A 24143-nucleotide genomic window follows, 5' to 3' on the forward strand; every position below is an offset into this window, starting at 1 on the left:
GCTCAGTAAGGGGTTTTCTTGGGGTTGGAGTCAAAGGTGCGCATGCCGGCGGCAATCAGCTCGACCGGGATGTTGAGCGCCCAGGCGGTGGCCACGGCGGCCATCACCAGCTCGGGTTGCGCGGCCTTGACCGGCTTGAGGCTGTTCAGCGGCAGCAGCGCGATTTCCTCGGCCTGGGCGGCCAGCACGATCTCGCCGTTGCGCACAAACACCACGCGCTCGCCGGCGGCGCGGTGCGCCTGCAGCGTGGGGTGCTCGCTATCGGGTGCGTAGAAGATGACCTTGCCGTCGCACAGCTCGGCCAATTCGACCACCTGCGGGTCGGTAGCGTTGAGCACGGCAGTGCCACTGGGCAGCACCACGTCGACCTGGGTGCGCGTGACCTTGAAGGTCTGCTCGGCGTCCAAAATGTCGAAGTCCTTGAGGTCTTCCGTCCAGCCCACATTGGTGACTACGCCCACGGCGCAGCGGTCATAAGCCAGGCCTTCGCCCAAGATGGTGCGGCTGCCGTTCTCGAAGACAGCGGCTTGCACCGAGCGGTTGATGAGCAGGCGCTGGCTGGGCTCCCAATGGGCGCAGTCGCTGGCGACCACGCGGCGGCCGTCCAGGTACAGGCCTTCGCTGCAGGCCAGGCCCACATGCTTGCCACTGATGTGCACCAGCCAGGCAATCAGGCGCGCCAGGCGGCCGGTGTTCTGGGTGCCGGTGATACCGATGACGGGGATGCGGCCGCTCGCTTCGGGCTCGAAGAGGTGTTCCACGATGGCCTTGCCGACGTTGCGTGGCGTGCCCACGGCGGGTTTGATGTGGAACAGCAGGCCGGGGCTGGCGTTGACCTCGATGACGGCGCCGCGCTGGGACTTGAGCGGCTTGCGGCAGTCTTCCAGCACCATGTCGATGCCGGCAATGTCCAGACCCACTACACGGGCAGCCAGGGCGGCGGCGGCGGCCACGCTGGGGTGCACCTCGTCGGTTACGTCCCAGGCCACATTGCCGTTGCGCTGGATCAGCACCTTGCGGCCTGCGGCCGGCACGCTCTGCGGCGTAAGGCCGGCGCGGCGCAGCTCCAGCTGCACTTCGGGGCTTTTCTCGGGTTCGATGGGTGAGAGTGGCAGCTCTTCGGCCTCGCCACGGCGCGGGTCGGTATTGATCTGGGCGTTGACCAAGGCAGTGATGGTGGATTCGCCGTCGCCTACCACCCAGGCCGACTCGCCACGGGCCGCTGCCACGACGCGCTTGCCCACCACCAGCAGGCGGTGCTCGTTGCCGGGGATGAACTGCTCCACGATGACGCTGCCACCGCTTTGCTCCTTGGCCACATGGAAGGCGGTTTCCACGCTGGCCTGGTCGGAAAGGTCGAGCGTTACGCCACGGCCGTGGTTGCCGTCATAGGGCTTGACGGCTACGGGCAGGCCGATGTCCTGCGCGGCTTCCCAGGCGGCTTCGGGCGAGTTGACCAGGGTGCCCTCGGGCACCGGTACGCCGCAGGACTTGAGCAGGCTCTTGGTCAGGTCCTTGTCACTGGCGATTTCTTCGGCAATCGCGCTGGTCTGGTCGGTTTCGGCCGTCCAGATGCGGCGCTGGGCGATGCCATAGCCCAGTTGCACCAGGTTGCCCTCGGTCAGGCGGATGGAGGGGATGCCGCGGTCGGTGGCGGCGTCCACGATATTCGAGGTGCTGGGACCCAAGCACAGCGAGTCCACCATGTCGCGCAGCACCGTCAGCTGGGCTTCCAGGTCATAGGGCGTGTCATTGATGGCAGCCACCACCAGATCGCGTGCCACCACCAGGGCGGCACGGCCGACCTGCTCCTGGCGCGTGCGGAAGGCCACCTTGTAGACGCCGCGCTGTGAGGTCTGGCGGGCCTTGCCAAAGCTGCCCTGCATGCCGGCCAGGTTCTGGATCTCCAGGGTCACGTGTTCCACGATGTGGGCAGCCCAGGTGCCCTCCTGTAGGCGCTGCAGAAAGCCGCCCCGCACGCCGGGGCTGCATTTGTGCTCAATCAGGCCGGGCAGCCAGGTGGTCAACCGCTCGTAAAAGCCGGGCAGGGTGTTGGAGGGGTAATCCTCCAGGGTGCCGATGTCGAGCCAGGCCTCGATGACGGGGCGGTAAGTCCAGATATTGGGTCCGCGCAGGTAGGTGACCCGCAAAATGTCTATGGTTTTCGTGGCTGTCATGGCTTTGTGAGGAGGGGCAGTGCACCATTGTGACGCGGCGCGCGTTATGTATTTTCGCTCAGCCCCGAGCTGCTTGTCCGAATTGTCGTTGGCGTCCTGCTGTGCAGATAACGCAAAATCCTGAGTTAAATATCTTCCCGTGATGGTTATGACCCCTGACGCCCTTGCTGTTTCCGTGCTGCCTGGAGAGCTTGCTCCGCAATGGCGGGACCTTGTTCAGCAGCAGCTGCATCCCCAAGAGAACGTACTGGCCTCGCTGGAGGTTGACCTCGACACGCGTTTACGCTTTGTCAAAGGCCTGGTGCTGGTCACCAACCGGCGCCTGCTGAGCCTGGACGGCCAGACCTGGCGCGCCTGGGACCTGCAGGCCGGCCAGCGCCTGCTGCACCACGACCACGCCGGCGTGGGTCACCTGGATTTGCAGGACGCCAGCGGCCAGCTCGCCACCTGGCGCTTCACCCTGGGCCAGAACCTGCATGCCATCCGCCTGCTCGACCAGTTCCAGGCCCAGTTGGAGAGTACGGTCTCGGGTCGGCCGCTGGCTCAGGCCCTGACCCAGGTCTGCCCCAGTTGCAAGGCGCCACTGGAGGCTGACCAGGAGGAGTGCCCGGTCTGCACCAAGGTGGTCCACACCCCGCCCAGCACCTGGACCCTGTTCCGCCTCTGGCGCTTTGCCAAACCTTACAAAAGCCAGCTGCTACTGGGTTTCGTACTGACGCTGCTTGGCACGGCGGCCAATCTGGTGCCGCCCTACCTGACCATGCCGCTCATGGACAACGTGCTGATTCCCTTCCAGAACGGGCAGAAGATCGATCCCATGCTGGTGAGCATGTACATGGGCGGGCTGTTGGGCTCGGCCCTGCTGGCCTGGGTGCTGAGCTGGGCCAAGACCTATATCTTGGCCCTGGTGTCCGAGCGCATAGGCGCGGATCTGCGCACCACCACCTATGAGCACCTGCTGCGGCTTTCGCTGGAGTACTTTGGCGGCAAGCGTACCGGGGACCTGATGTCTCGCATTGGCAGCGAGAGCGACCGCATCTGCGTCTTTCTCTCTCTGCACCTGCTGGACTTCGCCACCGACGTGATCATGCTGACCATGACCGCCGTCATCCTGTTCTCCATCAACCCCTGGCTGGCCGTCGTCACGCTGGTGCCGCTGCCCTTCATAGCCTGGATGATTCACTTTGTGCGCGACCGTCTGCGCACCGGTTTCGAGAAGATTGACCGGGTCTGGGGCGAGGTCACTAATGTGTTGGCTGACACCATTCCGGGCGTCCGCGTGGTTAAGGCCTTTGCCCAAGAGAAGCGCGAAGCCACGCGCTTCCGCGAAGCCAACAAGCACAACCTGGCCGTCAACGACCGCATCAACAAGATCTGGTCGCTGTTTTCGCCCAGCGTCTCCTTCCTCACCGAGTTGGGCCTGCTGGTGGTCTGGGCCTTTGGCATCTGGCAGGTCTCGCGTGGCGAAATCACTGTCGGTGTGCTGACCGCCTTCATCGCCTACATCAGCCGCTTTTACGGCCGGTTGGATTCCATGAGCCGCATCGTTTCGGTGACGCAGAAATCGGCTTCTGCAGCCAAGCGCATCTTTGACATCCTGGACCACGTTTCCAGCGTACCGGAACCCGCCAAGCCCGTGCCCATGGGCAAGGTACAGGGCAGCATCGAGGTGCGCGATGTAGGCTTCCGCTACGGCAACCGCGAGGTGAACCGTGGCATCAACCTCAAGATCGCCCCTGGCGAGATGGTGGGTCTGGTGGGCCATAGCGGTTCGGGCAAGAGCACGCTGGTGAACCTGATCTGCCGTTTCTACGACGTATCCGAGGGCGCCATCCTGGTCGACGGCGTGGACATCCGCTCCTACGCGATCTCTGACTACCGCCAGAACATCGGGCTGGTGCTGCAAGAGCCCTTCCTCTTCTTCGGCACCATTGCCGACAACATCGCCTACGGCAAGCCCGACGCCACGCGCGCCGAGATCATCGCCGCCGCACGCGCCGCCCATGCGCATGAGTTCATCCTGCGCTTGCCCCAGGGCTATGACTCCATGGTCGGCGAGCGCGGCCAGGGCCTCTCGGGCGGGGAACGCCAGCGCATCTCGATCGCGCGTGCCCTGCTGATCGACCCGCGCATCCTCATCCTCGACGAGGCCACTTCCTCGGTGGACTCCGAGACCGAGAAGGAAATCCAGAAGGCGCTGGAAAACCTGGTGCAAGGCCGCACCACCATCGCCATCGCCCACCGCCTCTCCACGCTGCACCGGGCCGACCGCCTGGTGGTGCTGGACCGCGGCAAGGTGGTGGAGGAGGGCACGCACGATGCCCTCATGGCAACCGAGGGCGCCTACTACAACCTCTACCAGGCGCAAGCCCGCAACAATCTCGTCGAGGAGGCCGCATGAGCGCGCTCACCACCGTGACGGCCAGCCGTTTTGCGCTGGAACGCACGCCCTTTGGCAAACTGGTGCTGACCAACGAGGCTGGCGAACGCTTTGAGGGTGTGGTGCCGGTACGCGCTTTCCCCATCCAGTCGCCCGAGGACGGCATTTCTCTGGTCAACACCGACGGCAAGGAAGTGGCCTGGATCGATCTGCTCGCCGATGTGCCTCAGCCTGCGCAGGCCTTGATACGCGCCGAACTCACCACGCGCGAATTCATGCCCGCGATCGAGCGCATCGTATCGGTCACCAGCTATTCCACGCCCTGTACCTGGACCGTGCAGACCGACCGTGGGCAGACCGAGTTTGTGCTGCGTGGCGACGAAGACATACGGCGCATCGGCAAGAACAATGGCCTGTTGATTGCAGACGCGCACGGTATCCAGTACCTGGTGCGGGACCAGTTTGCGCTGGATGGCCACAGCAAGAAGGTGCTGGACCGCTTCCTCTAGCTGTTGTTTCCGGGTCAGTGGGTGCTCGCACCGGCCCGGGCTTGCGGTACATTTTGGGCTCCACGCTCTAAAGTACCGCCTCATGACCTCTGACCTGCGTTCCTTTTCGTTCGCCCGCCTCGCGGGTCTGGCCCTGCTGAGCACTGCTTTGCTGTCGGGCTGCGCTATCTGGCCCAAGTCGTGGACTTTCTGGGGCGATTCCGAACCCGCTCCCGCCGAGGCCACCACGCCTGCGGCACCTGCCCAGCCCGAAGCCGCGCAGACCCCGATGGCTGAACCCGTCATCGTCAGCAGCACGCCCGTGGCCGAGCCCGTGAAGCCGGAGACCACGCCCATGGCCAGCCTGCCACCCGAAGCGCCCAAGCCCGCTGCCGCCCCGGCTTCTCCGGCCAAACCTGCCGGCCCGGTGAAGATGGAGAAGGGCTTCTATATCAATGTGGGTCTGTTCGCTGTACCCAGCAACGCCAGCAATGCCTTCCAGAAGCTGGAAAAGGCTGGTTTGCCGGCCTACACCGAGATGCTGGAGACCAATGTGGGCAAGCTCACCCGGGTGCGCGTCGGTGGCTTCCCGACCAAGGCCAAGGCCGACGCCGCGGCCAAGAAGATAAAAAGTTTGCAGCTGGAAGCCATCGTCTTCCGCCACAAATGAAACAAGGGCCCGTCAGGGCCCTTGTTTCATTCAGACTTCGATGTTGTCGATGAGCCGCGTGGTGCCCAGTCGGGCCGCGGCCAGTACCACCAGCGCGTCGTTGCTGGCGCGCTTGGCCTGCAGATCGGCCTGGCGGCGCACGGCCACATAGTCAGGCACCCAGCCCGCGCTGCGCAGGGCCTGCATGCCCTCTGCTTCCAGGCGCGCAATGTCCGATTCACCGGCACGCAAGGCCGCCACGATCTTGCGCAGCGTGGCAGAGAGCAGCAGCGCCTCTTCGCGCTGGGTCGGGCTCAGGTAGCCATTGCGGCTGGACAGGGCCAGACCGGCATCGCTGCGCTGGGTCTCACCGCCCACCACCTCCACGGGCAATGCAAACTGCTTGACCATGTTGCGGATCACCATGAGCTGCTGGTAGTCCTTCTTGCCGAACAGCGCGGTGCGTGCCTGGGTGCAGGCCAGCAGCTTCATGACCACAGTGCACACGCCGATGAAGAAACCGGGGCGGAAATGGCCTTCCAGAATATCGGCCAGCTCGGTGGGCGGGTGTACTTTGAAGGTTTGGGGCTGGGGATACAGCTCCTGCTCACTGGGTGCGAACACGATGTCGCAGCCGGCGGCCTCCAGCTGGGCGCAGTCGGCCTCTAGCGTGCGCGGGTAGGTGTCAAAGTCTTCGTGCGGCGCAAACTGCAGGCGGTTCACAAAGATGGTGCTCACGGTTACGTCGCCCAGTGGCTTGGCTTGGCGCACCAGGGCCAGGTGGCCGGCGTGCAGATTGCCCATGGTGGGCACCACGGCGGGGTGGCGGTAGTCGGCCAGAGCGGTACGCAGCTCGGCCAGGGTATGGATCAGTTGCATGGGCAGGGCCTTACCAGGCGTGGAGGGAGTCGTCGGGGAAGCTGCCGTTCTTCACGGCAGCCACATAGGCCTCCATGGCGCCGCGGATGCTGGTCGAGTCCTGCATGAAGTTGCGCACGAACTTGGGGTTCTTACCCAGGTTCACGCCCAGCATGTCGTGCAGCACCAGCACCTGGCCGGCCGTGCCCTTGCCGGCGCCGATGCCGATGGTGGCGCAGTGGGGCAGTTCTTTGGTCAGTTCTGCGGAAAGGGGGGCGGGCACCATTTCCAGCACCACCATGGTGGCTCCTGCGTCTTGCAGTTCGTGGGCGTGTTTCTTCATGGTTTCAGCGGCTGCATCGCCCCGGCCCTGTACGCGGTAGCCGCCCAGCGCATGCACGGTTTGCGGTGTCAGGCCCAGGTGGGCGCAGACGGGGATGCCGCGTTCCACGAGGAAGTGCACCACCTCGGTGGTCCAGCCACCGCCTTCGAGCTTGACCATGTGGGCGCCGGCCTGCATCAGCACGCTGGCGCTGCGCACGGCCTGTTCCTTGGATTCCTGGTAGCTGCCAAAGGGCAGGTCGCCGATGAGCCAGGCCGTGCCCTGGGCGCGGCGCAGGCCGCGCGCCACGCTTTCGGTGTGGTAGGCCATGTCGTCCAGTGTCACGCCCACGGTGCTGTGCAGGCCGCGGCAGACCATGCCCAGCGAGTCACCCACCAGAATGCACTCCACGCCGGCGGCGTCGGCCACGGCGGCAAAGGTCGCGTCGTAGGCGGTGAGCATGGTGATCTTCTCGCCGCGGCTGTGCAGCTCCTGGATGCGCGGCAGGCTGATGGGCTTGCGGCTGGCCGGGGGCGAGGCGGGGGGCAGCGTGCCATAGGGCGACGCGGCAGACGCAGTACCAGCGGGTTCTTGGGCCATGGATCGGGACTCCATCAACAGGGGTTGGGCGGGATGCGGGGCCGATACTAACCGCAAGCGGGCGTATCGGTTAGTGACACCAGTCAGGCTGGGGAATAAGCCAGGCGCACGTAGATGGGAGCAAAGGCTTCGGCTTGCGTGATCTCGATCAGCGTTTCTTTGGCCAGTTCGAGCAGCGCGATAAAGGTCACAACCAGCACGGGCGCGCCCTGGCTGGGGTCGAACAGGTCTTCAAAGCCCACAAAGCGCTGGCCCTGCAGGCGCTTGAGCACGATGCTCATGTGCTCGCGCACCGAGAGTTCTTCGCGGCTGATCTTGTGGTGCTGGACCAGCTTGGCGCGCTTCATGATGTCGCGCCAGGCGCTTTGCAGCTCGTCGATGGAGACATCCGGGAAGCGGGGCTGCAGGCTTTGCTCGATATAGGCGTTGGCCTTGAGGAAGTCACGTCCGTACTGCGGCACGGCGTTGAGGCGGGCGGCGGCCAGCTTCATTTGCTCGTATTCCAGCAGGCGGCGTACCAGCTCGGCGCGGGGGTCTTCGGCTTCCTCGCCCTCGGCCGTCTTCTTGGGAGGCAGCAACATGCGCGACTTGATCTCGATCAGCATGGCCGCCATCAGCAGGTACTCGGCGGCCAGCTCCAGGTTGCGCTTGCGGATCTGCTCCACGTAGACCAGGTACTGTTTGGTCACGCTGAGCATGGGAATGTCGAGGATGTTGAAGTTCTGCTTGCGGATCAGGTAGAGCAGCAGGTCCAGCGGGCCCTCGAAGGCCTCCAGAAACACCTCCAGCGCGTCCGGCGGGATGTAGAGGTCCTGCGGCATCGCAAACAGCGGTTCGCCATACAGGCGCGCGAGTGCCACCTGGTCCACCACTTCCGGCATGGGGGCCATCTCCGCAGTCCCGGTGGCGTCACCGGCAGAGAGCGTGCTCATGATGTGCTATTGAATTGGGAGCTGCTCGCGCACTATCCACGCGGGCTGGATGCCAATTTGGTGCTTACTTGGCGTTGGTCTGGTAGACGTAAGGCTTTTGCGCCACGCGGGCTTCGCCGTAGGCCTGGACGGCAGCACGGTCCACGTTCTTGTCCCACAGCAGGGCGCGGCCCTGGCGCTGCTCGGCTTCCAGCGTGGGCTTGGCCGTCTTGAGCTGGTCAATGAACTGGGTAGCGTCGGATTGGTAGTCGGGGCGGCGGAAAATGTTCATGGCGAATCCTTGTTGTGGGCATTTTAGCTGTCGTACCCACCGTCTGGCACCAAGGCAGCCCAGCGGCAAACCCGGTATCCTTGCGGCCCTATGCGCAATTCTGACTATTCCGCCGCCCAGATCGCTGCCTTGGCCCAGGCCGATGTGGCCCGGGCCTTGGCCGAGGACGTGGGGGCGGGCGACCTGACCGCCTCCCTGATTGATCCGACCCGGCGTGCCCGTGCCCGCGTGCTGGCGCGCGAAACGGCCGTGCTGTGCGGCGAACCCTGGGCTACGGCCGCTGTGCTTGCGCTGGACCCGTCGGCGGCCGTCATCTGGCATGTGCGTGAAGGCCATCGCTGCTATGCGGACCAGGTGGTGGTAGAGATCGAGGGCAATGCCCAGGCCCTGCTGACGGCCGAGCGCACGGCGCTGAACTTCTTGCAACTGCTCAGCGCCGTGGCCACCAAGACGGCCAGCTTCGTGAGCGCGGTCGAATCCGTACCCGGCAACCGCGCCGCCATTGTGGACACCCGCAAGACCCTGCCCGGCCTGCGCATGGCGCAGAAGTACGCGGTGCACCAGGGTGGCGGTACCAACCACCGCATTGGCCTGTTCGATGCCGTGTTGATCAAGGAAAACCATATCGCGGCGGCAGGTGGCGTCACTGCCGCGCTCCAGCGCGCCAGCCAACTGGCGGCCAGCGCCAAGTTCATCGAAGTGGAAGTGGAAACGTTGGACCAGCTGCGCGAAGCGCTGGACTGCGGTGCCAAGATGGTGCTGCTGGACAACATGAGCATGGCCCAGCTGGTGCAGGCTGTGGCCATCAACGCCGGCCGTGCGATTCTGGAAGTATCCGGTGGCGTCAACATCGACACGGTGCGCGCCATTGCCGCCGCCGGGGTAGACCGCATCTCCATCGGGGCCCTCACCAAGGACGTGAAGGCGACCGACTTCTCCATGCGTTTTGAGGACCTGTAATGTCTGCGGCTGATGTGATTGACGTTGAATACGAACAGCCCGCCTGCTCGACCAAACATGCCTGGGCGCGCGTGCCCGTGGAGCCCACGCCCTCGCAGCGCGTGGCACTCAAGGACAAGATCAAGCGCCTGCTCAAGGAAAAGAACGCGGTCATGGTGTCGCACTACTACGTGCACCCGGACCTGCAGGACCTGGCCGAGGAAACCGGCGGCTTGGTGAGTGATTCGCTGGAAATGGCCCGCTTCGGCCGCGACCACAGCGCCCAGACGCTGGTGGTGTCGGGGGTGAAGTTCATGGGCGAGACCAGCAAGATCCTCTCGCCGCACAAGACCGTGCTGATGCCCGATCTGGACGCCACCTGCTCGCTGGACCTGGGCTGCCCGATTGACGAATTCAGCGCCTTCTGCGACCAGCACCCGGACCGTACCGTGGTGGTTTACGCCAACACCAGCGCGGCCGTGAAGGCGCGCGCCGATTGGCTGGTGACCAGCAGCTGCGCACTCGACATCGTGAAGGCGCTCAAGGACAAGGGCCAGAAGATTCTCTGGGCGCCGGACAAGCACCTGGGCGGCTACATCCAGCGCGAAACCGGCGCCGACATGGTCTTTTGGGAAGGCGCCTGCATCGTGCACGACGAGTTCAAGGCCTTTGAGCTGGAAGCACTGATCAAGGAACACCCCAAGGCCAAGGTGCTGGTGCACCCCGAGTCGCCCAAGGACGTGGTGGCCCTGGCCCACGCCGTGGGCTCCACCAGCGCCATCATCAAGGCCGCGCAGACGCTGGAGGCCGACACCTTCATCGTCGCCACCGACAACGGCATGCTGCACAAGCTGCGCACGCTGAACCCGACCAAGACCTTCATCGAAGCGCCCACGGCCGGCAACAGCGCCACCTGCAAAAGCTGCGCCCACTGCCCCTGGATGGCCATGAACGGCCTGGCTGGCGTGGCCCATGTGCTGGAGCACGGCATCAACGCCATCGACGTGGACGCCCGCTACATCGACCGCGCGCGCCTGCCGATCGACCGCATGCTGGCCTTCACCGCGGCGCTCAAGAACGGGCAGCCCGTGGGCGGGCTGATCCCGAATATCGGGGCGGCCTGATTATTTGGCATTTTTGGGCTTTGGCCCGCGTGGAATGTGCGCAAGCAGCTATTGAATAGATAGCGACTTGGGGTGGGCTAGGTGATGCGTTTGCGGACAGCAGATTCGGTGATATGCATATAACCCATGCAGTCATCAAATTCTGGCAAACTGCCCGATCGCTTATCAACCCGGAGGAAACACCATGGCATTGCGCATCAACGACATCGTTCCCAATTTCACGGCTGACACGGACCAGGGCACCATCAGCTTTCACGACTGGATTGGTTCCGGCTGGGCCATCCTGTTCTCCCACCCCAAGGACTTCACCCCCGTTTGCACTACCGAGTTCGGCGCCGTAGCCCAGCTCTCGGCCGAATGGGCCAAGCGCAACACCAAGGTGATCGGCGTGTCCGTCGATGGTGTGGAAGCGCACCAGAAGTGGAAGGGCGACATCGAGAAGTTCGCCGGTTCCAAGGCAGGCTTCCCCATCATTGCGGACGAAGGCTTGGCCGTGTCCAAGCTCTTCGACATGTTGCCCGCCGAGGCCTACCTGCCCGATGGCCGCACCGCCAACGACACGGCTACCGTGCGCTCGGTGTTCATCATCGGTCCGGACAAGAAGCTCAAGCTGTCCATGACCTACCCCATGTCGGTCGGCCGCAACTTTGCCGAAGTGCTGCGCGCGCTGGATGCGTTGCAACTGACCTTCAACGTGCCCCTGGCCACACCCGCCAACTGGGCGGTCGGCCAGGACGTGATCGTGGCCCTGTCGCTCAACGACGACCAGGCGCGCGAGAAGTTTGGCAGCATCGATATCAAGCTGCCTTATCTGCGCACGACTGCAGCGCCCAAGTAAGCGTTCCAGATCCCGGTCCCCAAGAAAAAGGGGCATGGCTTGTGGCCATGCCCCTTTTCTATTGCCGGCCGGGCTTTAACCGACCGTGCGCCACTGCGTCAGGCTGAACTCTTGGCGGATCAGGTTTTCGGCGGTGAGGAAGGACTTGACGTCTTCCAGCGCCTGCAGGCCGGCCGCGGGGAAGGCTTCATCGGGCAATTGCTCAATAGGTGTGGACTCCTTGACCGCGTGCAGGGGGAAGCCCGACACGCCGGCGTGGAAGGCGTAGTACTTCTCCGGGTCCTTGCGGATGTCCTTGAGTGCGGCCTGGCGCGCGCGCAGCCAGGCGGCGCCCAGGTCGGGATTGCGCTGCAGGGCCTTGGCACCGGCCACGATGACGGAGGTGCCGCGCAGCGTGGGGTGGCGGCTGGCCTCGTCGATGACGGGGAAGCCCTTGGCCGCCAGCAGCGGGCCGCTGTTGATGGGCGCTGCAAAGGCAGCGATGGAGCCTTTCTCCAGCGCGGGCTCGCCATCACGCGGCAGCATGTAGACCACACGCACGCTTTTTTGCAGCCCGTTCTCCTTGAGCAGGCCGATGACATACCGGTGCATATAGGAACCCAGCGCCACCGCCACGGTCTTGCCTTCCAGCTCCTTCACGGTGCGCACGCCCCCGCGCGGTGTCAGCAGCCAGACATTCATGCCCACGTTGTCGAAGCCGATGAGGCGGCCGTCCAGCCCGCTGGCGCGCGCCACCAGGGCAGGCGTGTCGCCATAGATGCCCACGTCCAGCGCGCCGGCCAAAAAGGCTTCGTTCAGGTCGGGCCCGTTGGGGAACACATGGGTACTGACATCTGTGTAACCCAGCGGTGCCAGTTCTTTCTGCAGATATCCCTGGGCCAGCGCCCAGCCGGTGGCAGCGGCCGGCGCCTTGCCCGGGCCGATAAAGCCCAGGCGCAAGACCTTGCCGGCCTGGGCTCGGGCCGTGAGGGGCAGGGTGGCTGTGGCTGCCAGCGTGGCGAGCAGTGTGCGGCGTGAAATGGAAGTGGTGTCGTGCATGGCTTAGTGGGCTCTCATCAAAAGTTCAAAACTGCTGTCCAGTCGGGCAGTGGGCTTGCGGCCCTTGCCCCAACCGATGGCATCGCGGTAGCTGCCCATCAGGGCCTGTATGGCTACGTCCTGCTCGGCTACGGGCAGCGCCTGATCGGCGACTGGGGCCACGTAAAGGGCGTCTTCGGGGCAATACAGCTCGCACATGAAGCAGGTCTGGCAGTCGTCCTGCCGGGCGATGCGCGGGGGCTGCTTGGGGGCGAGGTCAAACACATTGGTGGGGCACACGTGCACGCAGATATTGCAGGCAGTGCAGCGCTCGGCGCTGACGATTTCGATCATGTGGAGACTCCGGCGGATTCAGGGGTGGGGCTGGCATCGGACAGCCGGTGGTCACGGACCCAGACTTCGTCCAGCCCGCCGCTCACCAGGCGCCGGCGTTGCAGCGGGTCCAGCGCGGTGTATTCGGCACGCCGGGCCATACCGCGGGTTTCGGTGCGGCCCAAGGCGCTGTGGTACATCCAGCGCGAGGTGGCCAGCATGGCCGCGGCCTCCCGCGTGCGCACCAGGGTCTGCGCGTCTGCCGGGCGCGCTGCGGTCCGCAGTGACTGCCAAAGACCGTCCAGCGTGCCCAGCGATTGGGTAAGCACCTCGGCGCGGCGCGTCCAGTTCTTCTGCGTGGGGAAGACCTCGGCCTGCACCGCGCGTATGAGCTGTTCAGGGTCCAGCGCCTGGCCGCGGCCCGAGAGGCCGGCCTGCCCGGCGCGCAGGATGGCGTGTTGGCTGGCGCTGCGGGCCCGCTTGCCAAAGTCTGCCGCCCCCGCGCCGGCCCAGAATCCGGAGGACAGGGCCCAGGCCGCGTTGTGACTGCCACCGCCGGTGAAGCCACCACAGATGAGTTCGCGTGTGGCCGTATCGCCCGCTGCATACAGGCCGGGCACGGTGGTGGCGCAGCTGCTGTCGACCAGGTGCAGGCCGCCGGTGCCGCGCACCGTGCCTTCCAGGCGCAGCGTGACCGGGAAATGCTGGGTGAAGGGGTTGATGCCGCTGCGGTCAAACGAGACAAAGAAGTTGGGCTGGGCCGTGCGCATCCAGGCCTGGATTTGCGCGTCGGCCTTGTTGAGGCTGGCGAAGACGGGTTGTGTCTCCAGCGTCTTGGCGATGATGCTGCGCCCGCGCGCAGAACCCGCGCCCTCGATCTCGCTGCCATCGGCGTAATAGAAGGTGGCCCAGTTGTAGAACAAAGACTTGGTCACGGAGGAGAACGCCGGGCCCAGGCCGTAGGCATTGGAAAACTCCATGCCCGAGAGCTCGGCCCCCGCCTCGGCCGCCATCAGCAGGCCGTCGCCGGTGAGCACATTGCAGCCCAGCGCCCGGCTCAGGAAAGCGCAGCCTCCGCTGGCAATGACCACCGCGCCTGCGCGCGCCACCCACATGTCCTCGTTCTGCCGGTTCACGCCGCTGGCGCCGACCACATGGCCTTCCTCGTTGACCAGCAGCTCCAGCGCAGGGCTGTGGTCCAGAATCTGCGCGCCCGATTCCTTGACGCGCTTGCGCATCAGGCGCATGTACTCCGGCCCCTGCAGCGAGGTGCGGCGTTGCTCGCCGGTCTCGTCCACGGGGAAGGGGTAGCCCCACTCGGCGAGCTGCTGCACATTGACCCAGGTCTGCTCCAGCACCCGGTCCATCCAGTCCTGCTCGGCGAGCTGACCCCCTATGGTGTAGCGGCTGGCCTTGGCGTGTTCGCGTGCCTCGGTGTCGGGTGGCACATACCAGACACCGGTGCCCGAGGGCGCGGTGGCGCCTGAGGTGCCGCAGTAGCCCTTGTCCACCAGCAGCACGCTGGCGCCCTGGGCGCGTGCGCTGATGGCCGCCCAGGCCCCGGCGGGCCCGCCGCCTATGACCAGCACATCGACCGTGTATTCGCGCGATGCATCCGCACCGCTGAGGCGCTCCAAGCTGAAATCCCGTGTGCCCATGGCATGTCCCGTCTGTTGCAGAGAGACTGGATGCTAGGGAGGCAGCTTGCGTCGCAGAAGGAAGGATTTCAGATATGCAAGGCGATCAAAGTTTTGCGTGCGCGCAGGACGCACCTACATGCGCAACGCGCATATGGGGCGTGCGCAGTGCCGCCTCAGGCCATCGCTTCGGTGGCCAGACCCGCCGCCTGCCAAGCCGCGATGCCACCTTCCAGGTAGCGCGCGTCCAGGCCCATGACGCGCAGCACCGTGGTCAGGCCCTGGCCGATCTCGTGGCCGTGGGCGCAGTACAGCACCACGGGCTTGTCTGTGGGGACCGTGTCTTTCCACTCCAGCCACAAAGCCGGGTTGCACCATTGCGCGTGTGCGATCTGGGTGCCGTCGCGCTGACGCGCGATGTCGCGCCGCACATCGAGCAAGGTGAAGGCCTGCCCCTGGGTTTGCAACTGGGCCAGTTCGGTGGGGGTGATGGCATCCATGGGGTTGACTCCTTAGTGGAACAGCGAAACCAGCCAGCCCGCCAACGCGCAGGCCGCAATCACGTGGATCACATTGCGCTTGTAGCGGAACAGGGCGATGGCCGCGGCGATGGCAATGAGGGCGGCGACCGCATCGAATGCGCCCGCGAAACCTTGCGGCCACAGCACGTGGTAGCCAAAGAACAGGGCCAGATTGAGGATCACCCCGACCACAGCGGCGGTGATGGCGGTGAGTGGCGCGGTGAACTTGAGGTCGTTGTGTGTAGTCTCCACCAGTGGCCCGCCGGCCAGGATGAAGAGGAAAGAGGGCAGGAAGGTGAACCAGGTCACCAGCGCGGCCGCCAGTGCACCCGCCAGAAACAGCGCATCCGGCCCCAGCAAGGCCTTGGCATAGCCGCCCACAAAGGCGACAAAGGCCACCACCATGATCAGCGGTCCGGGCGTGGTCTCGCCCAGGGCCAGGCCATCCACCATCTGCGTGGGCGTGAGCCAGCCGTAGTGGCCCACGGCGCCCTGGTAGACATAGGGCAGCACCGCATAGGCCCCGCCAAAGGTGAGCAGCGCGGCCTTGGTGAAGAACCAGCCCATTTGCGTGTAGTGGTGCTCCCAGCCCCAAGTCAGTGTGAGCGCGCCCATGGGCAGGGCCCACAGCATCAGGCCCGCGCCGCACACCAGCGCCAGCCGCGACCAGGCAAAGCGCGCGTGCGCCGGCGTGGGCGTGTCGTCATCAATCAGTGCAGGGCCGAAGGATGTTTTGCCCGCACCGTGTCCGCCACCGCCCTGGAACCACTGTGGCGCATGGCGCCCGCCCAGCCAGCCCAGCAGGGCCGCGCCCAGCACGATGAGGGGGAAGGGCACATTGAACGCGAAGATGGCGACGAAGGAGGCCGCCGCCACGGCCCACAGCGCGCGGTTCTTCAGCGCGCGCCCGCCAATGCGGTGTGCAGCCTGCAGCACGATGGCCGTCACCGCCGGTTTGATGCCATAGAAGATGCCGGCGATCCAGGGCACATCGCCCCAGGCGATATAGACCCAGGACAGGCCAATGAGCAAAAATAGCGAGGGCAGCACGAACAGCGCGCCCGCCACCACGCCACCCCAGGTGCGGTGCATGAGCCAGCCGATATAGGTGGCGAGCTGCTGCGCTTCGGGGCCGGGCAGCACCATGCAGTAGTTGAGCGCGTGCAGAAAGCGTTTCTCCGAGATCCAGCGGCGCCGCTCCACCAGCTCGGTGTGCATGATGGCAATCTGCCCGGCCGGGCCGCCAAAGCTGATGAAGCCCAGCTTGAGCCAGAAGGTGAAGGCCTGCCAGAACGACACGGGTGCGGGTGGGGTGGAAGTCTCAGGCATGGGGGGCAGTGCTTTCAAAGTGGCGCAGCAGCCCGTCCAGCACGGTACAGGCGGCTTGCAGCAGGGTGTCGTCGTCGCTCAGGCTGTCGCGCAGGCCGGCCAGTACGCTCTCCACGCCCAGGGCCTCGGGAGGCTGCACGCCGCCCACGTCCAGAAAGTGCACCAGGGCGCCCAGGCGCTCCAGGGCCGGGGTCTGCAGGCCGAAGCTGGCCAGCAGCACCTCGAAGCTAACGCGCCCCTCGGTGTGGCTGAAGGTGGCGCCGTCAAAGTCAAAGCCCAGCGCGTCGACCGGGCAGTCTTGCGGGTGGGCCAGCCACAGGATGCGGGCCTGCGGGTCGATGTGGCGGCGGATCAGCCAGGCGCAGGCCAGCCGGTCCACCCAGGGGCGTGCCCGCGTGGCCCAGGTACGGCTCTGGTACTGGGCGGGGTCGCGCAGGGTGATGGCGCTGGTGCCGGCGTGCGGCTCGTCGGGTGCGCTGGCGCGGGCGATGGCGGCTTCCAGGTCACCGAGCGCGCGTTCCACCTGGCGCTGGGCCTCGCCGGGAAAGTAGTCGGTCTGCGCCAGCTGCGCCTGCGCCTTGCGCAGTTTGCGGCACTGCCGCGTGGCCTGGGCCACATCGCCCTCAGCCAGCAGGGCTTGTACAGGGGCCAGTTCGGCCAGCAGGGCGGCATGGTCGGCGCTGCGGTCAAACAGGGGCACAAAGTCGGTATCGGCCGGCGCCTGCACCTGCAGCACATAAGCGCTGCCCCCGGCTTCCAGCACCTCATGCGCGGCCTGCTCCAGCACCAGCCGGCAGTCGGGCCGCTCGGGCAGCAGGTAGACGCCGTCCTTGAGCACGGCCACGCCGCTGGCCTTGAGGCTGCGCCACACGCGCATGCGCACGGTGGCGGTATCGGTCGGCAGGCTGGTGATGAGGTTGAGCCAAAGCATTTGTAGAATTTATAACAAATAAGTAGAAATATCTACATATTTGTAGTTTCTTCTACCTAAAAGATGCGCGGAGGCCTAATTCCCGGCGGCCAGCAAGGGCGTAGCACCCGCGCTACCATGAAGACTGAAAAAAGCCCCTGACCCCCGTGTCCAGTGCGCGAGCAGCTATCAAAACCAGAGCAAAAAGGAAGTGCAATGACCGATCTGTCGACGTTCCCCATCACCGCCAAGTGGCCCGCCCAGCACCCTGAGCGCCTGCAGCTCTACTCCTTGCCCACGCCCAACGGCGTCAAGGTCAGCATTGCGCTGGAAGAGCTGGGCCTTCCATACGAGCCGCATCTGGTGAGCTTCCAGACCAATGACCAGCTCACGCCCGCGTTCCTCTCGCTCAACCCCAACAACAAGATCCCCGCCATCATCGACCCCAATGGCCCCGGCGGCCAGCCGCTGCCGTTGTTTGAGTCCGGCGCCATCCTGATTTACCTGGCCGAGAAGACCGGCCAGTTGATCCCGCAGGACGCGGCAGGCCGTTACGAGACCATCCAGTGGCTGATGTTCCAGATGGGCGGCATCGGCCCCATGTTTGGCCAGGTCGGTTTCTTCCACAAATTTGCCGGCAAGGACTTTGAAGACAAGCGCCCGCGCGACCGCTACATCGACGAAAGCAAGCGCCTGCTGGGCGTTCTGGAGCAGCGCCTGACCGGGCGCGACTGGATCATGGGTGAGACCTACACGATTGCCGACATCGCCATCTTCCCTTGGGTGCGCAACCTGGTGGGCTTCTACGGCGCGGGCGATCTGGTGGGTTTTGCCAACTTCCCCAACGTGGCACGCGTGCTGGCCGCCTTCCTGGCGCGCCCGGCCGTGGCCAAGGGCCTGACGATTCCCGCTGCTGCCTGAAATAGCGACAGAAACTGGCATACAGCTTGCCGGCCTGGTGGTGAATGCCACCCTGCTGCGCCGACGCTGAGGCATCATTGAGGGGCAGGGAGGCGGTGGCAGAGTCCACCGGACTGCGGAAAGGTTGCCGTGAATCCAGACGACGCAGAGAGCGCAGACGTATCCAGTTTCTCCATCGCACGCCAGCACATCGTGGACGCGGACAAGTCCATCGTGGGCTACGAGCTGTTCAACCGCAGCCAGGGCGCGCAGGACCACACGCTGGCCAGCGATGTGTCGCTGGTGCTCAACGTGGTGGCGCAGAGCGGCAGCAAGCTGGTGACGGGGCAGGCCGACCTCTTCCTCAACGCCACGCACGAGAGTCTGACCGGTGCGCACTGGGACTTTCTGATACCCCAGCGCACCATCATCGAGGTGCCGCACTTTCCCGGTCATGACCCGGCGGGCATCGAAGAGTCGCGCCTCAAGCTGGTGGCGCTGCGCAAGCGCGGTTTCCGCCTCGCTTTCAATCACACGGTGGTGTCACCCATCTACAAATCCTGGCAGGGCATTGCCGATTTTGTGAAGGTGGACGTGCGCGCCATCGATCCCGCCAAGCTCAAGCCCCTGTTGGACGCCATCCACACCCGCACCAGCGCCATTGCCGTGGCCGAGAAGGTGGAGAGTGCGGCGCAGTTCGAGGTGTTCAAGGGCGTGGGCTTCCACTTCTTCCAGGGGTTCTGGTTCTCGCGCCCCGAGGTGCTCAAGACCCAGGTGGTCAGCCCCAGCCAGGCCAGTGCGGCCAGCCTATTTGCCAAGCTGCGCAGCGAGGCCGATGTGGACGCGATCGAGCTGGTGATCAAGCACGACGCGGCACTGAGTTACAACCTGCTGCGCCTCATCAACTCCGCCGGCCTGGGCCTGCGCACCAAGATCACGTCCATCCGCCAGGCAGTCATGCTGCTGGGCAACGAGCGCCTGCAGCGCTGGGCCGCCATGCTGATGACGGCGGGCGTGGACGGCAAGCCCACGCTGGCCGGCAATATGGCCGTGGTGCGCGCCAAGATGATGGAGCTGCTGAGCGTGGACCGGCTGGCGCCGGAGGAGCAGGAAGAGGCCTTCCTCATTGGTCTCTTTTCGTTGCTGGACCGCATGCTTGGCTGCTCACTGGCGGATGCGCTGTCCATGCTGGGGCTGGACGGCGCCATCAACGAAGCCCTGCTGAAGGGCACCGGCAAGTACATGGACCTGCTGGCCATGGCGATTGCCTGCGAGATGGAAGATGCCGAGGTCTTCGCCCAGGCCGCCCAGCGCCTGGACCTGTCCTACCGCCAGATCAACGTGGCCCACATGGAAGCCATCGTCTGGGCGGACGCCGTTTACCAGTGACAGGCGCTCAGGGCGTGGGAATCAGCGTGGTGGGCGCGGCCTGGTCCTGCAGCGTGGGGTAGTCGCGGCTGTAGTGCAGGCCACGACTTTCGCGGCGGGCCTGGGCGCTCTTCACGATGAGGTCGGCCACTTGCACCAGGTTGCGCAGCTCCAGCAGGTCGCGCGTGACGTGGAAGTGGGCGTAGAACTCCTGGATTTCGTCCTGCAGCAGCGCAATGCGGTGGGCGGCGCGCTCCAGGCGCTTGTTGGTCCGCACAATGCCCACGTAGTCCCACATGAAGCGGCGCAGCTCGTCCCAGTTGTGGGAGATGACCACGGATTCGTCGGAGTCGGTCACGCGGCTGTCGTCCCACACGGGCAGTTGCAGCGGGGCTCCAGCGGCTTGTCCGGTCAGTTGCTCTGCTATCAAAGTGGTAGCTGCTCGCGCAAATACCATGCATTCCACCAGCGAATTCGATGCCAAACGGTTGGCGCCGTGCAGGCCGGTGCACGCGGTTTCTCCCACGGCGTAGAGGCCGGCTACATCGGTACGGGCGGACAGGTCGGTCACCACGCCGCCGCAGGTGTAATGCGCAGCGGGCACCACCGGGATAGGCTGCTTGGACATGTCGATGCCCAGCTCCAGGCAACGCGCGTAGATGTTGGGGAAGTGCTCCTGGATGAAGCTCAGCGGCTGGTGCGAGATGTCGAGATAGACGCAATCAAAGCCGCCTTTCTTCATCTCGAAGTCGATGGCGCGGGCCACTACGTCGCGTGGCGCCAGTTCGGCGCGTTTGTCGTGGGCGGGCATGAAGCGCGTGCCGTCGGGCAGCAGCAGGCGCCCGCCTTCGCCACGCACGGCTTCGCTGATCAAAAAGCTCTTGGCGTGCGGGTGGTAGAGGCAGGTGGGGTGGAACTGGATGAACTCCATGTTCTGCACGCTGCAGCCCGCGCGCCAGGCCGCGGCAATACCGTCACCCGTGGCTGTGTCGGGGTTGGTGGTGTAGAGGTAGACCTTGCCTGCGCCGCCTGTGGCCAGGATGGTGTGGGGCGCCTGGAAGGTGAGCACCTGGTCGGTCTCGTCGTCCAGCGCGTAGAGGCCCACACAGCGGTTTTCGCCCGGCTGGCTCAGTTTGGCGGTGGTAATCAGGTCCACCAGCGTGTGGTGTTCGAACAGCGTCACATTGGGGCTGGCCTTGACCTGTTCGATCAGCGTGCGCTGCACCGCTGCGCCGGTGGCGTCGGTGACGTGCACGATGCGCCGGGCGCTGTGGCCGCCTTCGCGCGTGAGGTGCAGGTGGCCGTCCTCCTCGGAGAAGGGCACGCCCAGCTGCTGCAGCCAGGCAATGCTTTGCGGCGCGTTCTCCACCACGAATTGCGTGGCCTTCAGGTCGCACAGGCCGGCGCCGGCCACCAGGGTGTCATCCACATGGGCGGCAAAGCTGTCGTCCTTGTCCCACACGGCAGCAATACCGCCCTGGGCCCAGCCGCTGGAGCCTTCGCGCACGGCGCGCTTGGTGAGGATGGCGACGCGGTACTTCTGGGAGAGCAGCAACGCCGAACTCAGGCCGGCCAGGCCGCTGCCCACGATGAGCACGTCAAACGACAGGGGAGAAGAGGGGGAAGTGGTCATGCAAACAGAACGAGAAAAATCTAGGGCCGCTGCTGCAGCCAGCGTCTGGCGTCTTGCCACAGTGGGCGGGCGATCAGCAACAACAGGGTGAGCGCCAGCGGCACGGTGGTAATGAAACCCAAAGTCTTGAAACCCAGTGCGCCCAGAAAGGCACCACCCACAAAGCTGGCGATCAGCAGGCTGTGCAGGCGCAGCTTCTGGGTGTTGGCGCGTACGGGGCTGGGTGTATCGGCGTGGTTGATGTAGACCATCTTGCCCAGCTCAATGCCCACGTCCGTCACCAGGCCGGTGAGGTGGGTGGTGCGGATTTCGGCGCGCGAGATCTTGGTGATCACCGCGTTCTGCAGGCCCATGATGAAGCACAGCAGCGTGACCGTGAGCGGGGTGAAGAAGTAGATGGCGTAGTTCATGACGCCGCCAAACACCCCAAACACCAGCAGCAGCGCCGCCTCCAGCAGCAGGGGCAGGCCATAGGCCGTATGGAGGTGGCGGCGCAGGCCCCAGTTCACCAGGATGGCTGTGGTCATGGCACCCAGCACAAACGCGGTGAGCATGGCCAGCCCGGTCAGCATCACGTCGGTATGGCCCAGCACCGCGGAGTCCACCACGGTGGACACCACGCCGGTGACGTGGGAGGTGTACTCGTGCACCGCCAGAAAGCCCCCGGCGTTGGCTGCACCGGCCACCGCCGCCAGGGTCATGCCCAGCCGGGCATTGGCCTGCGGGGTACGTTCCGTATCAACCCAACCGTGGATCCAGGGGAACATGCGTTTGTGGTCCGGTCGGGCAATAGGGGCTTAGTGGATGCGCATGCCAGGCTGCGCACCGGGCCAGGGGTTGAGGATGTAGATGCCGGGTTCGGCCTTCTCGTCCGCATGGCTGGCGGCCAGCACCATGCCTTCGGACACGCCAAATTTCATCTTGCGCGGCGCCAGATTGGCCACCAGCACGGTGAGCTGGCCCACCAGTTGCTCGGGCTTGTACATGCTGGCAATGCCGCTGAACACATTGCGCGTGCGGCCTTCGCCCACATCGAGCGTGAGGCGCAGCAGCTTGGTGGAGCCTTCCACGGCGGAGCATTCCACGATCTTGGCGATGCGCAGGTCGATCTTGGCAAAGTCGTCGATGCCGATGATGGGGGCAATGGCTTCGCCGCCGGGCACGATTGCTACGCTTTCTGTAGCTGCTTTCGCAGATTCCACGGGGGCTGGAGGCTCAAACAATGCATCCAGCTGCTCGGGGGTGACGCGTTGCATCAGGTGCTGGTAGGGCGTGATGGCCTGCACATCGCCGGCCACGGCCCACTGCTGCATGCTCTGGCCCACAAAGCCTTCCACGGCCTGGGCCAGGCCGGGCAGCACGGGGGCCAGGTAGCGGGTCAGCGCGGCAAAGGCGTTGATGAGCACCGAGCAGACTTCGTGCAGCTGCGCGTTGTTGGCGGCGTCCTTGGCCAGGTCCCAGGGCTTGTTCTGGTCCACATAGGCGTTGACCTTGTCGGCCAGCAGCATGATCTCGCGTGTGGCCTTGCTGTACTCGCGGGCCTCGAAGCTGGCGGCCAGGCCGTCAGCCGCGCCGCGGATGTCGGCCAGCAGGGCAGCGCCGGTTGCGCCAAAGCTGCTGGTCAGCTTGCCTTCGAAACGCTTGGTCAGGAAGCCGGCCGCACGGGAAGCGATGTTCACGTACTTGCCAATCAAATCCGAGTTCACGCGCAGCATGAAGTCTTCGGCGTTGAAGTCGATGTCCTCGTTGCGGTTGGAGAGCTTGGCCGCCAGGTAGTAGCGCAACCATTCGGCATTCATGCCCAGACTCAGGTACTTGAGCGGGTCCAGGCCCGTTCCACGGCTCTTGCTCATCTTCTCGCCGTTGTTCACAGTCAGGAAGCCGTGCACAAACACATTGTTGGGCGTCTTGCGGCCGCTGAACTTCAGCATCGCGGGCCAGAACAGCGTGTGGAAGGTAACGATGTCCTTGCCGATGAAGTGGTACTGCTCGGTGTCGGGCGCTGCGATGTATTCGTCAAAGCTGCGCGTGTCGCCATGTTTGGCCTTGGGGCCGCCCTTGTCGAACCAGTTCTTCAGCGAGGCCAGGTAGCCCACGGGCGCGTCCAGCCACACATAGAAGTACTTGCCCGGTGCATCGGGAATCTCGATACCGAAGTAGGGCGCGTCGCGCGAGATGTCCCAGTCGCCCAGGCCTTCGCTGGTGGTGCCGTCCGGGTTGGTGCGGATGGTGAACCATTCCTTGATCTTGTTGGCCACCTCGGGTTGCAACTTGCCGTCCTGCGTCCAGTTTTCCAAAAACTCCACGCAGCGCGGGTCGGAGAGCTTGAAGAAGAAGTGCTCCGAGTTTTTCAGCTCGGGCTTGGCGCCAGACAGGGCCGAGAAGGGGTTGATCAGGTCCGTGGGCGCATACACCGAGCCGCAGACCTCGCAGTTGTCGCCGTACTGGTCCTTGGCGTGGCACTTGGGGCACTCGCCCTTGATGTAGCGGTCGGGCAGGAACATGTTCTTCTCGGGGTCGAAGAATTGTTCGATGGTGCGCACCTCGATGAGCGAACCGTCGGCGCGGTCGCGCAGGTCGCGGTAGATCTGGCGCGCCAGTTCGGTGTTCTCGGGCGAGTGGGTGCTGTGCCAGTTGTCAAAGCTGATGTGGAAGCCATCCAGGTACTGCTTGCGGCCGGCCGCAATGTCGGCCACGAACTGCTCGGGCGTCTTGCCGGCCTTTTCGGCGGCAATCATGATGGGCGCACCGTGCGTGTCATCCGCCCCGCAGAAGTTCACCGCATGGCCCTGCATGCGCTGGAACCGCACCCAGATATCAGCCTGGATGTACTCCATGATGTGGCCGATATGGAAGTTGCCGTTGGCGTAGGGCAGGGCGGTGGTGACGAAGAGTTGGCGGGACATGGGAAATCGAC

The 24143-nt window shown here is 65.0% G+C and carries 22 protein-coding genes; 8 read left to right on the forward strand and 14 right to left on the reverse strand.

Annotated features, from left to right (window positions below; genetic code table 11):
* Positions 1-2 precede the first annotated feature (2 nt).
* Positions 3-2177 (reverse strand): cyanophycin synthetase, encoded by a 2175-nt coding sequence (locus tag AC1RNN_RS00790; protein ID WP_493086804.1) that lies wholly within the window; start codon positions 2175-2177, stop codon positions 3-5.
* 148 nt (positions 2178-2325) lie between these two features.
* Between AC1RNN_RS00790 and AC1RNN_RS00795 the strand changes: the two genes are divergently transcribed.
* The 3 genes from AC1RNN_RS00795 (at position 2326) to AC1RNN_RS00805 (ending at position 5715) form a co-directional block, all read left to right on the forward strand.
* Complete coding sequence (locus AC1RNN_RS00795; protein WP_493086802.1) at positions 2326-4578, forward strand: cyanophycin metabolism-associated ABC transporter; 2253 nt, start codon at positions 2326-2328, stop codon at positions 4576-4578.
* Positions 4575-5066, forward strand: a complete 492-nt coding sequence (locus AC1RNN_RS00800; protein WP_493086801.1) for a cyanophycin metabolism-associated DUF1854 family protein — start codon at positions 4575-4577, stop codon at positions 5064-5066. The genes AC1RNN_RS00795 and AC1RNN_RS00800 overlap by 4 nt, the downstream gene beginning before the upstream one ends.
* An 82-nt stretch (positions 5067-5148) precedes the next feature.
* The gene (locus tag AC1RNN_RS00805) at positions 5149-5715 is read left to right on the forward strand and encodes an SPOR domain-containing protein (protein WP_493086799.1); all 567 of its coding nucleotides are present in this window, start codon (positions 5149-5151) and stop codon (positions 5713-5715) included.
* A gap of 30 nt (positions 5716-5745) precedes the next feature.
* On the opposite strand, the gene panC is transcribed toward AC1RNN_RS00805, so the two are convergent.
* From panC to AC1RNN_RS00825, 4 genes are all read right to left on the reverse strand, one after another.
* Positions 5746-6573, reverse strand: a complete 828-nt coding sequence (gene panC / locus AC1RNN_RS00810) for a pantoate--beta-alanine ligase (RefSeq protein WP_493086797.1) — start codon at positions 6571-6573, stop codon at positions 5746-5748.
* Positions 6574-6583: 10 nt separating this feature from the next.
* A complete protein-coding gene (gene panB / locus AC1RNN_RS00815; RefSeq protein ID WP_493086796.1) occupies positions 6584-7474 on the reverse strand; it encodes a 3-methyl-2-oxobutanoate hydroxymethyltransferase in 891 nt (296 codons plus the stop codon).
* An 83-nt stretch (positions 7475-7557) separates the two neighbouring features.
* Positions 7558-8406, reverse strand: coding sequence for a segregation and condensation protein A (locus AC1RNN_RS00820; protein ID WP_493086794.1), 849 nt, complete (start codon positions 8404-8406; stop codon positions 7558-7560).
* Between the two features lie 64 nt (positions 8407-8470).
* Positions 8471-8677: a DUF3460 family protein gene (locus AC1RNN_RS00825; protein WP_493086793.1), complete on the reverse strand. Its 207-nt coding sequence runs from the start codon at positions 8675-8677 to the stop codon at positions 8471-8473.
* 90 nt (positions 8678-8767) lie between these two features.
* On the opposite strand from AC1RNN_RS00825, the gene nadC reads away from it, so the two are divergent.
* The 3 genes from nadC (at position 8768) to AC1RNN_RS00840 (ending at position 11578) form a co-directional block, all read left to right on the forward strand.
* Complete coding sequence (gene nadC, locus AC1RNN_RS00830; RefSeq protein ID WP_493086791.1) at positions 8768-9637, forward strand: carboxylating nicotinate-nucleotide diphosphorylase; 870 nt, start codon at positions 8768-8770, stop codon at positions 9635-9637.
* On the forward strand, positions 9637-10740 hold the full coding sequence (gene nadA, locus AC1RNN_RS00835) for a quinolinate synthase NadA (protein ID WP_493086790.1): 1104 nt from the start codon (positions 9637-9639) through the stop codon (positions 10738-10740). Before nadC ends, nadA begins: the two co-directional genes overlap by 1 nt.
* 184 nt (positions 10741-10924) lie before the next feature.
* A complete protein-coding gene (locus AC1RNN_RS00840; RefSeq protein ID WP_493086788.1) occupies positions 10925-11578 on the forward strand; it encodes a peroxiredoxin in 654 nt (217 codons plus the stop codon).
* Between the two features lie 75 nt (positions 11579-11653).
* On the opposite strand, the gene AC1RNN_RS00845 is transcribed toward AC1RNN_RS00840, so the two are convergent.
* The 6 genes from AC1RNN_RS00845 to AC1RNN_RS00870 all read right to left on the reverse strand — a co-directional run bounded on the left by AC1RNN_RS00845 (position 11654) and on the right by AC1RNN_RS00870 (position 17346).
* Positions 11654-12616: an ABC transporter substrate-binding protein gene (locus tag AC1RNN_RS00845; protein WP_493086786.1), complete on the reverse strand. Its 963-nt coding sequence runs from the start codon at positions 12614-12616 to the stop codon at positions 11654-11656.
* 3 nt (positions 12617-12619) lie between these two features.
* The gene (locus AC1RNN_RS00850) at positions 12620-12949 is read right to left on the reverse strand and encodes a 4Fe-4S binding protein (RefSeq protein ID WP_493086785.1); all 330 of its coding nucleotides are present in this window, start codon (positions 12947-12949) and stop codon (positions 12620-12622) included.
* A complete protein-coding gene (locus AC1RNN_RS00855; RefSeq protein ID WP_493086784.1) occupies positions 12946-14586 on the reverse strand; it encodes an FAD-dependent oxidoreductase in 1641 nt (546 codons plus the stop codon). Before AC1RNN_RS00855 ends, AC1RNN_RS00850 begins: the two co-directional genes overlap by 4 nt.
* Positions 14587-14741: 155 nt before the next feature.
* Positions 14742-15065, reverse strand: a complete 324-nt coding sequence (locus AC1RNN_RS00860) for a rhodanese-like domain-containing protein (RefSeq protein WP_493086782.1) — start codon at positions 15063-15065, stop codon at positions 14742-14744.
* Positions 15066-15077: 12 nt separating this feature from the next.
* Positions 15078-16415, reverse strand: coding sequence for a chromate efflux transporter (chrA, locus tag AC1RNN_RS00865; protein WP_493086780.1), 1338 nt, complete (start codon positions 16413-16415; stop codon positions 15078-15080).
* Entirely contained in the window at positions 16408-17346 is a 939-nt protein-coding gene (locus tag AC1RNN_RS00870) for a chromate resistance protein ChrB domain-containing protein (RefSeq protein WP_493086778.1), read from the reverse strand. Before AC1RNN_RS00870 ends, chrA begins: the two co-directional genes overlap by 8 nt.
* Before the next feature lie 195 nt (positions 17347-17541).
* On the opposite strand from AC1RNN_RS00870, the gene AC1RNN_RS00875 reads away from it, so the two are divergent.
* Entirely contained in the window at positions 17542-18246 is a 705-nt protein-coding gene (locus tag AC1RNN_RS00875; protein WP_493086777.1) for a glutathione S-transferase family protein, read from the forward strand.
* A gap of 129 nt (positions 18247-18375) precedes the next feature.
* Complete coding sequence (locus AC1RNN_RS00880; RefSeq protein ID WP_493086775.1) at positions 18376-19614, forward strand: EAL and HDOD domain-containing protein; 1239 nt, start codon at positions 18376-18378, stop codon at positions 19612-19614.
* 7 nt (positions 19615-19621) lie between these two features.
* Here the strand turns inward: AC1RNN_RS00880 and nadB are convergent, their stop codons facing one another.
* The 3 genes from nadB to metG are packed head-to-tail and all read right to left on the reverse strand — an operon-like array spanning position 19622 to position 24132.
* On the reverse strand, positions 19622-21226 hold the full coding sequence (gene nadB / locus AC1RNN_RS00885; protein ID WP_493086774.1) for an L-aspartate oxidase: 1605 nt from the start codon (positions 21224-21226) through the stop codon (positions 19622-19624).
* 20 nt (positions 21227-21246) lie between these two features.
* Positions 21247-21993, reverse strand: a complete 747-nt coding sequence (locus AC1RNN_RS00890; RefSeq protein ID WP_493086772.1) for a YoaK family protein — start codon at positions 21991-21993, stop codon at positions 21247-21249.
* A 30-nt stretch (positions 21994-22023) separates the two neighbouring features.
* Positions 22024-24132 carry a methionine--tRNA ligase gene (metG, locus tag AC1RNN_RS00895; protein WP_493086771.1) on the reverse strand — a complete coding sequence of 703 codons (2109 nt, stop codon included), beginning with the start codon at positions 24130-24132 and terminating at the stop codon, positions 22024-22026.
* Positions 24133-24143 lie beyond the last annotated feature (11 nt).

The organism is Rhodoferax sp. GW822-FHT02D07 (assembly GCF_058802405.1).